This is a genomic window from Paenibacillus sp. PAMC21692 (assembly GCF_014303795.1).
Lineage (GTDB): Bacteria > Bacillota > Bacilli > Paenibacillales > Paenibacillaceae > Pristimantibacillus > Pristimantibacillus agaridevorans.
This window is the reverse complement of the sequence record NZ_CP060293.1, coordinates 885,865-898,950: the sequence shown is the minus strand read 5'-3', so window position 1 is coordinate 898,950 and position 13,086 is coordinate 885,865. Positions and strand designations below refer to the sequence as shown.

The 13,086-nt window shown below is 45.6% G+C and carries 12 protein-coding genes and 1 tRNA gene; 12 read left to right on the top strand and 1 reads right to left on the bottom strand.

What is annotated here, in order from left to right:
• The first annotated feature begins 4 nt into the window (after window positions 1-4).
• The 7 genes from mnmG to H7F31_RS03570 all read left to right on the top strand — a co-directional run bounded on the left by mnmG (window position 5) and on the right by H7F31_RS03570 (window position 7,678).
• Window positions 5-1,900 (top strand): tRNA uridine-5-carboxymethylaminomethyl(34) synthesis enzyme MnmG, encoded by a 1,896-nt coding sequence (gene mnmG, locus H7F31_RS03600; protein ID WP_187103075.1) that lies wholly within the window; start codon window positions 5-7, stop codon window positions 1,898-1,900.
• Window positions 1,901-2,623 carry a 16S rRNA (guanine(527)-N(7))-methyltransferase RsmG gene (rsmG, locus tag H7F31_RS03595; RefSeq protein WP_187103074.1) on the top strand — a complete coding sequence of 241 codons (723 nt, stop codon included), beginning with the start codon at window positions 1,901-1,903 and terminating at the stop codon, window positions 2,621-2,623.
• Between the two features lie 304 nt (window positions 2,624-2,927).
• Complete coding sequence (gene noc, locus H7F31_RS03590; protein ID WP_187103073.1) at window positions 2,928-3,746, top strand: nucleoid occlusion protein; 819 nt, start codon at window positions 2,928-2,930, stop codon at window positions 3,744-3,746.
• A 484-nt stretch (window positions 3,747-4,230) separates the two neighbouring features.
• Window positions 4,231-5,004, top strand: a complete 774-nt coding sequence (locus H7F31_RS03585) for a ParA family protein (RefSeq protein ID WP_087572541.1) — start codon at window positions 4,231-4,233, stop codon at window positions 5,002-5,004.
• Window positions 4,985-5,839, top strand: a complete 855-nt coding sequence (locus tag H7F31_RS03580) for a ParB/RepB/Spo0J family partition protein (protein ID WP_187103072.1) — start codon at window positions 4,985-4,987, stop codon at window positions 5,837-5,839. Before H7F31_RS03585 ends, H7F31_RS03580 begins: the two co-directional genes overlap by 20 nt.
• Before the next feature lie 168 nt (window positions 5,840-6,007).
• Entirely contained in the window at window positions 6,008-7,180 is a 1,173-nt protein-coding gene (locus H7F31_RS03575; protein WP_187103071.1) for an aminotransferase class V-fold PLP-dependent enzyme, read from the top strand.
• 15 nt (window positions 7,181-7,195) lie between these two features.
• A complete protein-coding gene (locus tag H7F31_RS03570) occupies window positions 7,196-7,678 on the top strand; it encodes a DUF4446 family protein (RefSeq protein WP_187103070.1) in 483 nt (160 codons plus the stop codon).
• An 8-nt stretch (window positions 7,679-7,686) separates the two neighbouring features.
• Here the strand turns inward: H7F31_RS03570 and yyaC are convergent, their stop codons facing one another.
• On the bottom strand, window positions 7,687-8,295 hold the full coding sequence (gene yyaC / locus H7F31_RS03565; RefSeq protein WP_087572545.1) for a spore protease YyaC: 609 nt from the start codon (window positions 8,293-8,295) through the stop codon (window positions 7,687-7,689).
• Window positions 8,296-8,405: 110 nt separating this feature from the next.
• Here yyaC and H7F31_RS03560 point away from each other — a divergent pair, with 110 nt between their 5' ends.
• The 5 genes from H7F31_RS03560 (at window position 8,406) to H7F31_RS03540 (ending at window position 12,997) form a co-directional block, all read left to right on the top strand.
• The gene (locus tag H7F31_RS03560; RefSeq protein WP_087572546.1) at window positions 8,406-8,642 is read left to right on the top strand and encodes a putative Se/S carrier protein; all 237 of its coding nucleotides are present in this window, start codon (window positions 8,406-8,408) and stop codon (window positions 8,640-8,642) included.
• Window positions 8,643-8,914: 272 nt separating this feature from the next.
• Window positions 8,915-9,127, top strand: a complete 213-nt coding sequence (locus H7F31_RS03555) for a DUF951 domain-containing protein (protein ID WP_087572549.1) — start codon at window positions 8,915-8,917, stop codon at window positions 9,125-9,127.
• A gap of 125 nt (window positions 9,128-9,252) precedes the next feature.
• Window positions 9,253-9,343 (top strand) — tRNA-Ser (locus H7F31_RS03550).
• Window positions 9,344-10,355: 1,012 nt separating this feature from the next.
• Window positions 10,356-11,096: an ankyrin repeat domain-containing protein gene (locus tag H7F31_RS03545; protein ID WP_187103069.1), complete on the top strand. Its 741-nt coding sequence runs from the start codon at window positions 10,356-10,358 to the stop codon at window positions 11,094-11,096.
• The gene (locus H7F31_RS03540) at window positions 11,093-12,997 is read left to right on the top strand and encodes a WG repeat-containing protein (protein ID WP_187103068.1); all 1,905 of its coding nucleotides are present in this window, start codon (window positions 11,093-11,095) and stop codon (window positions 12,995-12,997) included. Before H7F31_RS03545 ends, H7F31_RS03540 begins: the two co-directional genes overlap by 4 nt.
• Window positions 12,998-13,086: the final 89 nt, after the last annotated feature.

The following is a 13,086-nucleotide window of genomic DNA, read 5'->3' as shown; positions in this document are numbered from 1 at the left end:
TATTATGGGATATGTGGCAGGTGAATACGATGTCATCGTTATCGGCGCAGGACATGCGGGCTGCGAGTCTGCACTTGCGTCGGCTAGAATGGGCTGCGATACGCTACTGTTGACGATTAATCTGGATATGGTAGCGTTTATGCCATGCAATCCGTCGATCGGCGGTCCGGCGAAGGGGCATGTTGTGCGCGAAATCGACGCTCTGGGCGGCGAGATGGGTCGCCATATCGATAAAACGTTTATTCAAATGAGGATGCTTAACACGGGCAAGGGTCCGGCTGTTCACGCGCTTCGCGCGCAAGCCGATAAATTCGCATACCAGCATCTGATGAAAAAAACGATCGAAGAAACGCCGAATTTGACGCTTCGCCAAGGGATGGCGGAAGAGCTTATTGTCGAAGACGGCAAATGCGTAGGCATCTTGACCAAGACGGGCGCAGAATATCGGGCGAAGGCGATTGTCGTCACGACCGGTACTTATCTTCGAGGCAAGATCATTATGGGCGAGCTTATGTATGAGAGCGGGCCCAACAATCAACAGCCGTCGGTCCGGTTGTCCGCAAGCCTTAAGGAACATGGACTCGAGCTGATTCGCTTTAAGACGGGAACGCCGCCGCGCGTAAATAAGGATACGATCGATTTCTCGAAGACGGAGATCCAGCCTGGCGACGAGAAACTGAAGTTTTTCTCTCATGAGACAGAGTCGTCCGATAACGAACAATTGCCTTGCTGGCTGACTTACACATCGGAAGAAACACATCGTATTATAAATGATAACTTGCATCGCGCTCCGATGTTCTCTGGAGCCATCGAAGGCACAGGACCGCGTTATTGCCCGTCAATTGAAGACAAGATCGTTCGGTTTGCCGATAAGCCGAAGCATCAGGTTTTCCTGGAGCCGGAGGGAAAACATACTTCGGAGTATTACGTGCAAGGCTTGTCGACGAGTATGCCAGAGGATGTGCAACTCAAAATTGTGAGATCCGTCCCAGGTTTGGAAAATGCTGAGATCATGCGCAACGGCTATGCGATAGAATATGATGCGGTTATCCCCACTCAACTCTGGCCGACCCTGGAGACGAAAGTCATAGACGGATTATTTACAGCTGGACAAATCAATGGAACATCCGGATATGAGGAAGCGGCTGGCCAAGGCATCATCGCCGGCATTAATGCTGCGAGAAAGGTGCAAGGGAAGGAAGGCGTCATTATTGGACGCGAGCAGGGATATATCGGTGTTATGATCGATGATCTCGTGACAAAGGGAACGAATGATCCCTATCGACTTCTGACTTCGAGAGCCGAATATCGATTGCTGCTACGGCACGATAATGCCGATCTTCGTCTGACTCCGCTTGGCTTTGAGATCGGTCTGATCACGGAAGAACGTTATGGCAAGTTCTTGAAAAAGAAAGAGCTGGTGGAGCTTGAGCTTGAGCGACTTCGCAGTACGAAGGTGAAACCGGATGATATGAAGGTGATGCTGGAGACAGCAGGCTCCGCGCAAATGACGCAAGGTGCTGATGCGTTGTCGTTGCTTCGTCGTCCCGAGGTTACGTATGCTCAACTGGAGAGCGTGCTCCCGAGCCCTTATGAATTAAGCGACGAAATGAAGGAGCAAGTTGAGATTCAGATCAAATATGAGGGATATATCGAAAAACAACTTCTCCAAGTTGAACGATTGAACAAGATGGAGAAAAAGAAGATGCCAGAAGACATCGATTACGGCGATGTACGCGGTCTCGCTTCCGAGGCGAAGCAGAAGCTCAGCGTTATACGTCCGCTTTCTATCGGTCAGGCATCCCGAATTGCCGGTGTTACGCCGGCAGACATTTCGATTTTGTTAGTTTATTTGGAACATTACAATCGTGTCACCGCGGCAAGAAAGTCAGGATCATAAATGGATAAGGCGAGTACATGGTTAGTTGAGCAACTGGGGGAGAGAGGGGTATCCATCTCTTCCCGCCAGTTGGAGCAATTTGAAGCCTATTTGGAAATGCTGGTGGATTGGAACGAACGAATGAACCTGACGGGCATTACGGAACGTGATGCTGTTTATGAAAAACATTTTTATGACTCTATCTCCTTATCCTTTTTTGTCGATATGAATGGAATTAAATCTATTGCCGACATTGGCTCTGGAGCCGGATTTCCAAGCATTCCGTTAAAAATTTGTTTTCCTCATTTAAAGGTCGTCATCGTGGACTCTCTAAACAAACGGATTTCCTTCCTAAAAGCATTGGCGGAGCGCTTGGAACTCCAGGATGTAGAGTGTGTACATGGTCGCGCAGAGGATATTGCAAGGTTGCCTTTATATCGCGATCAATTTGATTTGGCTACGGCAAGAGCTGTTGCACGTCTTAATGTGCTTAATGAATTCTGCCTTCCCTTTGTCCGTCCCCACGGCAAGTTTGCTGCCATGAAGGGTGCTAAATCTCAGGAAGAAATGAAGGAAGCGGGTTTTAGCTTAAAGGAATTGAAAGGTAAGCTGATAGGTGAGCATGGCATGTTGCTTCCTAACGAAGGATCTGAGCGGCATATCGTTGTGATCCAGAAGACAGGCACTACGCCCCAAAAATATCCACGCAAAGCAGGAACGCCGCTTAAGCAACCTTTAATCTAGTATTTTCACAAATTGTTTCACGTGAAACATTATCAACTTATAGGGAGAGTGGAGTGCTGTTCTACGTTATCATGCGGGAATAGCACTTCTTTAATCGTTAAAGCTTGGATTTGTTAATCTATGAATATTCAGTGTCGTATTCTTACAATCGAATTGTTAAATTACATAGTTGATAAGGTGTCAAGCAGGATTTCATTGGTAGGGAGTCGAATTAATAGGGAAAAGTAAGGATGATCTCAGATGTCTGGAAAGTCTATTGCATTTTTATGCATAGATTTATCATATGATCGGGTGGTAGTCATTCATGAAAGAATCATTATCCCGCCTGTTCGGCCTGTCCGAACAGCGCTCTCCTCAAGAAGAAGTAAGGCAGCTGCCAATTCATGAGATTGATACGAGCCCGTTCCAGCCTCGTACCTTATTCGACGATGATCGAATCGAGGAGCTCTGTCAGACTATTAAGACGCATGGCGTTATCCAACCTATTGTTGTACGCGTTCGTAATAATCGTTATGAAATTATTGCCGGCGAACGACGTTGGCGTGCAGTAACGAAACTAGGTTATGAAACCATTCCCGCAATCGTAAGAGAATTCAATGATTCTCAGACCGCTTCAATCGCTTTAATCGAAAACCTCCAACGTGAGAATTTAACCGCCATTGAGGAAGCAGTGGCTTATCAGAAATTAATTGAATTACATCAACTGACTCAAGAAAGTTTAGCGCAACGATTAGGGAAGAGCCAGTCAACGATTGCTAACAAACTGAGATTGCTTATGCTCCCGGAACCGGTTAAAGCTACACTCATGGAGCGAAAAATTTCGGAACGACATGCGAGAGCGTTATTATCCCTGGATTCGGAAGAGCTGCAACTGAAGGTTCTTGAGGAAATTATTACGAAGGATCTGAATGTGAAACAAACCGAGGTTCGGATCGCATTCTTAAATGAAGCGAACAAAAATAAAAAAGCGAAACGAATATCCTTCACGAAGGATGTACGTCTTGCTCTTAATACTATTCGGCAGTCCATTGATATGGTGTCGGGCTCGGGTTTGAAGATCAAAACCAATGAAAAGGATCACGAGGATCATTATGAAATCGTGATTCAAATTCCTAAACGCTAGTAATCATCTGTCGCCCAATGCTTCCAAAGCAGCTTTTTTTGCAAAACTGGAGGTTCATAGTCCCTTAAAGACCCCGGAATATAGGTTTTCTCAACAAACTCTTAAAAATAGATATTAGATTTCTATCACAGTTCCTCTTCTTCCTCTCTTCTATGCTATAATAGAACAAAGTGAAAAGACGAAAAAAGTCCTCAGAGGATTGCTCCTACTAAATAGCTGAATTCCACTTTGCTCCTGACTGGATCATAATGGAGATAGAAGCCCGTATAGAAGGTTATACGGGCTTCGATTTGACTCGAAATATAGGAAAAGCATTTATGATGGTTTGCCATACTTTCTCTATATTTCCGGGAATGAAACGCGCTGCGTTGCTAAAGGGAAAACGTCAGCCGTTTCACCTTGATTTCCCCAAAATGATGCCGCCTTCCAATGAAGGCGGCGATGCCATTTTGTACAAAAGTTTCACACATGAGGTGAATAAGAATTGTCGAAAATTATTGCAATTGCCAATCAGAAGGGCGGAGTCGGCAAAACGACGACTTCCGTTAATTTATCAGCATGTCTTGCTTCGCTTGGGAAAAAGGTGCTTCTGGTCGATATCGATCCGCAAGGAAATACAACAAGCGGACTCGGCATTAACAAAGCCGATGTTTCCAACTGTATTTACGATGTATTAATTAACGAAGTACATCCCAAAGATGCCATGGTGGAAACGAGTGTGCCGGGGCTGACTGTTATTCCAGCTACGATTCAATTGGCTGGCGCAGAAATCGAGCTTGTCCCAACGATTTCGCGTGAACTTCGGTTGAAAAAATCACTCCATATGGTTAAAAACGATTTCGATTATGTCATTATTGATTGCCCGCCATCCCTTGGCATATTGACAATCAACTCATTGACTGCAGCTGATTCTGTTCTAATCCCGATACAATGCGAATATTACGCGTTAGAAGGACTCAGTCAATTACTTAATACGGTTCGACTTGTTCAGAAACATTTAAATACTTCCCTGCAGATCGAGGGAGTATTGCTTACAATGCTGGATGCGCGTACGAATCTGGGTATTCAAGTGATTGAAGAAGTGAAAAAATATTTCCAACAGAAAGTATATCAAACGATTATCCCGCGGAATGTACGTCTGAGTGAAGCTCCGTCTCATGGACAAGCTATTATCACTTATGATCCGAGATCCAAAGGTGCAGAAGTTTATCTTGAACTTGCGAAGGAAGTGGTAATGTATGAGCAAGCGGCTAGGTAGAGGCCTGGATGCGCTAATCCCGTCTCTGTCCGTCAATGATGATGATAAAGTCGTAGAGATTTCGCTATCACAGCTTCGTCCGAACCCTTACCAACCACGTAAAACTTTCGATGAAGAATCCATCAAGGAACTTGCGGAATCCATTAAACAGCATGGTGTCATTCAACCGATCATCGTGCGTTCAGTAATTAAAGGTTATGAGATTATTGCAGGGGAACGTCGTTTCCGCGCTTCGCAATTTTGCGGCAATACGACAATTCCGGCGGTTATACGGAACTACAGTGATCAACAAGTCATGGAAATCGCGTTAATCGAGAACTTGCAGCGGGAAGACTTAAACGCTCTTGAGGTAGCTATTGCATACCAAGCATTAATGGATAAATTTAAATTGACACAAGAAGAGCTTAGCTTAAAAGTGGGTAAGTCACGTTCTCACATTGCAAACTTCTTACGTTTACTAAGCCTGCCAGCAGAGATCAAAGAATATGTTTCACGTGGAACAATTTCAATGGGCCACGCCAGAGCACTTGCGGGCATTAAAGATGTTGGCGTACAGAAGGAATTCGCCGAGCAAATTATTGGTTCGGAGTGGAGCGTGCGGGAACTGGAGGATGCCATTCAGAAGCTGGATCATAAAGGGAAAGACCAGCCGGAGAAAGGGCAAAAACCGAAGAAACGCGATCCGTACATTGAACATCTGGAAGAGACGCTTCGCGATCGTTTCAAAACAACTGTGAAGATTAAACAGCAGAAGGATAAAGGGAAAATCGAACTTCAATATTACAATAAACAAGATTTGGAACGTTTGCTCGAATTGCTTCAACAGCTTGCCTAAAAGGACTGAATAATGGCATATCTAAGTTGTAATCTTTCATCTGAAGGATTAAACTAAGGTATGCCATTATTCAATTATAAGGAATTTTTCTTGGATGGAAACAACCGGTTAACCTTGTTGGTCATAAAGAGCTGCTTAAAAAGAGATGGATAGGGAAGGTGTAGAGGAATGACTGCCGAACAACGCAAGTTGATTTATTTGGATCATGCGGCTACATCATGGCCGAAGGCTCCAGGTGTAATAGAAGCTGTGACAGATGCGCTAATGAATGACGGAGCTAATCCAGGTAGAGGCAGTCATGCTATGGCAGTAAGGGCTAGCCGTATTTTATTTGATACAAGAAAAGCGTTAGGCAAGCTGTTCGGTATTCGCAACCCGAATGATATCGCTTTTGCGGCTAATACGACGATGGCTCTTAATATGGCGATACAGGGATTAGTTAAGGCAGGAGATCATGTCATAACGACTAGCGTCGAACATAATTCCGTCAGAAGACCCCTATACCAATTGGAACAGGAAAAAGACGTAGAAGTTACGTACTTGCGCTCGGACGAATATGGCCGAATACAGTTGTCAGAGCTGGAGAAGGCTATAAAACCAAATACGAAATTAATAGCAGTGAACCATAGCTCCAATCTGCTTGGGACTATTTTGCCTATAGGCGAAATTGGTGAAATCGCCCGCGAACATGATGTGAAATTGCTGGTGGATGCCGCACAAAGCGCAGGCATAGTGCCGATCGATGTAAAGGCGCTAGGAATCGATCTGCTGGCTTTTCCGGGACATAAGGGACTGTTAGGCCCCCAAGGCACTGGAGGGCTTTATATCGCGCCTGAGGTTGATCTGGAGCCGTTGTTGTTGGGTGGAACAGGGAGTCAATCGGAAGCCCCGCATCAGCCGTTAGTACGGCCTGATCGGTACGAAGCAGGGACTCCTAATACGCCAGGCTTGGCGGGGCTAAAGGCTGGCGTCCATTATGTGTTGAATGAGACGGTGCAGAACATCCATACTAAGGAGAGGGCATTGACGGAGCGGATGATGGAAGGGCTGCTGCATATACCGAAGCTTCGCCTGTTAGGGCCAAAGCTGGGGGAGGAACGCACTGGCATTGTGGCGTTCCAGGCGGAGAATATTGATTCGTCCGAGCTGTCGTTTATTCTCGATCAACATTACGGCATCGCCGTTCGATCCGGCTACCATTGTACGCCGCTAGCGCATGCAAGCGCGGGCACTGCTGATACTGGCGCTGTACGAGCAAGCGTAGGCATATTTACAAAAGAAGAAGAAGTCGATACATTAGTAACGGCTATGGCAGAGATAACGAAGCACTATGGCAACTGAGAGATGGGGGAAAGCATGGACGAACAACTAATGTACTTGATGGGTGGGATAGGTGCGGCAATATTGCTCCTGGTCATCATGCTGATTGTATGGATCGCAATTATAGGGTCGCGTCTCAAGAAGTTAAGAAAGCAATATGTTGCCGTAATGGGCAATACGGGAATAAGCAACTTAGAAGATGTGATCTTGGAGCTGAAACAAAAGTTGAATGAACAAGAACAACAAGAGGAAAAGCTGAAAAAGCGTGTGGATGCAGTAGAGTCGGAATTGCCATTGGTGAAAGGGAAAATCGGCATTATTAGATACAATGCTTTCTCGGAAGGAGGCAGCGATCTCAGCTTCTCCTTGGCGATCGTTAATGAGGAGAAGGACGGAGTTGTTTTCTCCGGTCTGCATGGCAGGGATAATACTTACATGTATGCCAAACCGCTGCAAAAGGGCGAATCCAATTACCCGCTTACACCAGAGGAGAAGCAAGTCATCCTATTGGCCAAGTAAGCAGACTATCAAGAAAAGTCGGCAGCTGCAGTCTGATCTCTGGTGGAAGAGGATACATGAACATAACTCGTAATGGCGGACATGAGACTGGCTGCAATAACCTCGGACATTCGAATGACCAAGTGAAGCCTCGTATTCTGCAAAACGAAATATTCCATAAAGCCGCCAACGTTAACGATCCCGGTCACATGGATATCTCCCACCGGAGGAAGATCCTTATTTACGCCAGCACCAGGCTTGACGGGACCCTGCCCAATCTGAATGCATCCTACGCTGGATACTTGGCCAAGGCAGGCATCAATGCCGATAACGAAGGGTTTCTCGAATTTGCGATTAATCTCGTGCAGCGTATCCTCCAAATTCATGGCGTGCACGGGATCTTCCAGCGTACCGTACAAATGGAAGTGAGGGCTCCTGTATTTAAACAGCGCAGTTCCGATTAGAGGACCAAGCGCGTCGCCTGTTGATCGGTCTGTTCCGATGCAGACGATGACAATGGGGCGATTCGCTGAAATTTCCTCTAGAAGCCCAGTCAGCCGATGAACAAGCATGCCCGTAATATTCGCATTTGTATAAGGCACTTTAAACGGCGCGTCTTTCATAAATGGAAGCTTCATAGAATCCCTCCAATAGGTAGTATGTTACTAGTATATGGATGGGACAACCATTTTATACGCAATACGGACCATGCAGAACAAATAAAGATGCAGGGAGGGAGCGGCGCGTCATGTTGATCGCATTTGATTCAACCCAGCAGGCGCTAAGAGCCGAGATGCTGCTGGAATATGCAGATATTGAGATCGATATCTGTCCAACGCCCAAAGAAATTACGGCAGGATGCGCGTTATCGATTCATTTCCCCCAAGAGGAGCTCATGCAGGTGAAAACCATCATCGTGCAGGAGCAGGTGGAGATACGAGGGATTTTCGAGCCAGACGGAATAGGGTATCGAGAGGTAGAGTAAGGAAGATATAATAGAGGTTGTTCTAAAAGTTCGCTTTTGATCACGATGTATGCCACGAAGTTTACTCGACATCGAATATTGAATTCAGGCGAAACTTCCGGTGCTCACGTAGCTTCCACTACGCTCCGCTCCTCAGTTTCTACCTTCATCCAATCTTCTACAGCGTTTTTGAAAAAAACGCATCATCGGAAGCATACGCTAATGTGCTGAAAATCGAACTTTTTGAACGCGAATTAATAGAATGAGGACGAATCACAGTGGGAGGGATCATGTTGGAGCGCAAACAGTTCGACTTAGGTGACATCGTTATGATGAAAAAGCAGCATCCCTGCGGAACGAACGAGATGGAGATTATTCGTATGGGGATGGATATACGGATCAAGTGCGTAGGCTGCAAGCATAGCGTACTTATTCCACGAGCGAAGTTCGAGAAGAACATGAAGAAGGTGCTGCGTTCGAATCCCAAGGACCAGGAAGACGCATAAATAACATTTAGAACTGAGGGAGAGGACCCGAGTAGGCAACGATGCAGGGGATGAATTTTTATTGAATAATGACTTGCAACGATGATTACTTCTGTGGTACAATCTCTCTTGTGTCACCCATACGCGGAGAGGTACCCAAGAGGCCCAAGGGGGCTGACTCGAAATCAGCTAGGCGTGTCAAAGCGTGCGTGGGTTCGAATCCCACCTTCTCCGCCATACAAATTCCAATCAAACTCTTCTACAGCATGCTGTGGAAGAGTTTTTTATTCTACAATAGAATATTTAAGTTCCCGAAAGTTAGGGAACTTATTTAACGAAAAAACAGACTTTAAACTTGCTCGATCATCCTTGAAGGGACAAGGTAGAGGTCATTAGATCTTTCTCACCACGTCAGAATCCTCGGCAGGAAACGCGTTGTCTCGCCAGAGGAAGGCGTATGCGCTTCTCCTTGTTGTTTAGAAAATCATGCACTTCAGATAGTGGATTACGAGAGTGCACCCCTACAAATTAATGGACAGATTGGGAATTCTAACGGACAGCAGCGACTCTAATTACCTGTTTTTTTAGATTATCAAACTGTAACGGATAAGGGAGACTTTATTCGACCGTAATGAAGCAAAATGCTGCTCGGATGCTGCAAGTAAGGTCCGGTATGAGGCCGTCGATTCATTGTGTGCAACACTGGTAATGAAGCTGCAATCAATCATCGCCAACGTGTTAACGGAAATGTGGGCCCTTATATGGATCGTTTGGCGTGATTTTAAAATCTAACGGAATTCTGCGACGTTTTTCGTGAGAAATCCAGGCAAACCGCGGACTTTTGCCCATTATAAGGGCTGTCAGTTCCATTAGATTTGCGAAGTGCCGCTTTTTGCTGAATAACACCTTTCATTTCCGTTACAGTTGCTCCCGTTCATTTCTTACCAGATTCTTTTGCCTGCAATTTCACGTTTGCACAATGAAACGACAGCCTCGGTGTGTCCGTTAGAATTTAGAAACACGAAAATCGAAGTTTAGCGTTTCCCATGTCCGTTAGCTGGACGGATGTACAAAGTTGAGGCTTCCAAGTCACCTGCTAATCGTGCGGCATACATATTCATGAATTCCACTTCAAAATGGTTGCCTTATTTATCGTACAATTCGAAGAGATTTCGGTAACGAATTATGACTCAGTAGTAATGGCTTCACTAACTAAGATAATTGAAGTGAAGGAGTGAATGACATCCCGATGTACATACAAGATGACGAGCCGTTGGCGAAGGAAATAACAGCAGTTATACGTGCCGGGGACACTGTTGGGTTGAAAAAGTTGCTTGAGGCTCATGAAGGCCTTTCTAAAATCAGAATCGAAACCAAGAATCAAGATTATCGCGGCATAAGGTCGCTGCTACATATTGCTACGGATTGGCCAGGCCGTATTCCGAACGGTCCCGAGGTCATCCGATTGTTAGTAAAAAACGGCGCTGACGTAAATGCCAAGTTCAAAGGAGCACATGCGGAGACTCCGCTGCACTGGGCGGCCAGTAATAACGATGTAGAGGCGCTCGACGCGCTCTTAGATGCGGGAGCAGATATTGAGGCTGGAGGCTCCGTAATCGACGGTAGAACAGCTCTAAGTGATGCTGTAGCGTTTGGACAATGGGATACGGCGCGCCGACTGGCCGAACGAGGGGCAAAACAGTTATTATGGCATGCGGCTGCACTCGGGAACATGGATGAGGTAAGACGATTTGTGGAAGAGGATAAGTCTAAAAACCAAAAACAGCTCAATCAAGCGTTCTGGCTGACTTGTCACGGCGGGCAGAGGGAAGCCGCAGAATATCTCAAAACTTGCGGCGCCGACATCAATTGGGTCGGTTATGACGGTCTGACGCCACTGGATGCGGCCAAACGCAGCAGAGCGGACGATTTGGCGAGTTGGTTGGTCGTTATGGGAGGAAGAACCGCGAAAGGATGCAGGCCACTATGAAAAAAACGTTGGTACTGTCAATGATCTTACTGTTTGCATGGAGTCTCCCTGGAGGAAAAACGGTAAGCTCGGCAGATGATGAGTTTGTCATTCCTCCAATCTACGACGAAGTTAGTCCTTTTGAGGACGGAGTAGCTTTCGTAAAGAAGGATGGCAAATGGGGGCTCATTAACATTACAGGCACATTAATTGTTCCGCCGAAATACGATTATGTCGGTCCATTTGTAGAAGGCAGAGCTGAAGTCAGTGTCGGAGAAAAATGGGGATTCATCAACCGAAATGGACTTGAGGTTATTCCTGTTCAGTATGACTATGTCCGAAACTTCAATGAAGATGGAATATCGGTGGTATCAAAGGGGAACAAGGTAGGCGTAATCAACCTTAATGGCAAAATCGTCGTGCCCATTAAATATAATGATATTGGGTGGTTCTCTGAAGATATGGCTGCTGTCCGAACGGATAAAGGCTTAGGATTCGTCAATCGGAAAGGAGTAGAAGTGATCCCTCCGCAATATGAGATCGTCTCCGGATTTATGAACGGGATCGCGGTTGTTAGAGATAACGAAGATGCACCGTACTACTTTATCGATACAACCGGAAAGGTAATTAATGAAACCACATTTAACATAAAAAACGAAATATACAGTGGTATGATCAGTCAAGACGGAGAATATTTCTGGGTAACGGACGAGAACCACAAGTGGGGCATATTGGATTGGAAAGGGGAAGTAGTGGTCCCGCCACAATATGATTATCCGATAGGAGAGTTGGAATTTCCTTGGATGAGATCCGATTACAAGTACTCTTTTTACAATGGAAGAGCAATAGTCGAGAAGAATGGTAAGACAAGCATGATCGATACAAAAGGCGATACGATTGCATTCATGCCCCAATTGGATGGAATCAGCTATTTGAAGTACGATTATAGTGATGGCTTCTTCATCCAAGAATATTCGGAAGAAGAGGAAAGGATGGGTAATTCCATCGTATTCGACAGTGATGGCAAAGAATTATTTCGAACAGAAGGGCACTTTATAACCTCATTTATGGATGGGAAGGCGGCCATTCGAAAAGAAGGAATGATTGAGATTGTCGATACTAAGGGCCGTATATTAGTAGATGGAATGGAATTCGACGGAATAACAAACTTTGTGGATGGAATTGCTCTGTATCATAATATTTATATGGACGACATTACAATGGGAGCGATCAATGAGGAAGGAAAAGAAGTTTTTCCTCCGATTTATAGTGGTATCGAAAGCCTCGGTGACCAGCTATATAAAGTGGCAGTCACAGATGGGCAAGTAGGCATAATCAACGCGAAGGGAGAAGTTCTCGTTGATGCACGATATTACGATATATCCTATCCGTCCGAAGGGCTGGTTGGGGCCAGTTTGGATGGCGAGAAGTGGGGGTATATCGTAGAGCCGGGAGCAACTTACGATCCAACACAGGCTTTCATGCCATCAGTGGAAGCGAGATTAACAACATCACGAGTGCTTGTGGATGGTAAAAACGTAGAATTCCAAGCATACAACATTAATGATAATAACTATGTCAAGCTTCGCGATCTAGCAATGGCGTTGCGCGGGTCCGAGAAGGCTTTTCAAGTCGAATACAAGCAATCGCAGAACATCATTGAACTGACAAAAGGAGAAGTCTATACAGCCGTTGGCGGTGAAATGAAGATAACGAATAGCCGCCAAAAAATACTAGTAACCCCAACCGTGTCAAACATTTATTTGAACGGTGTGGAGATGGATCTTCAGGCGTATCATATTGAAGGGAATAATTACTTCAAGCTTAGAGACTTGGGCGAGAGCCTAAACTTCGGAGTAGAATGGGATGCTGACCGGAAAGTCATTTACATCGAGACGGCAGCCGGCTACGAGCCAGCATAAGCGATAAGAAGAAGAGGGCTCCTCATAAGAGAAGCCCCCTTGCTCGACGGTGGTTTTGTTAGATTGGTACGTCGTGTATCCTGTCTCAC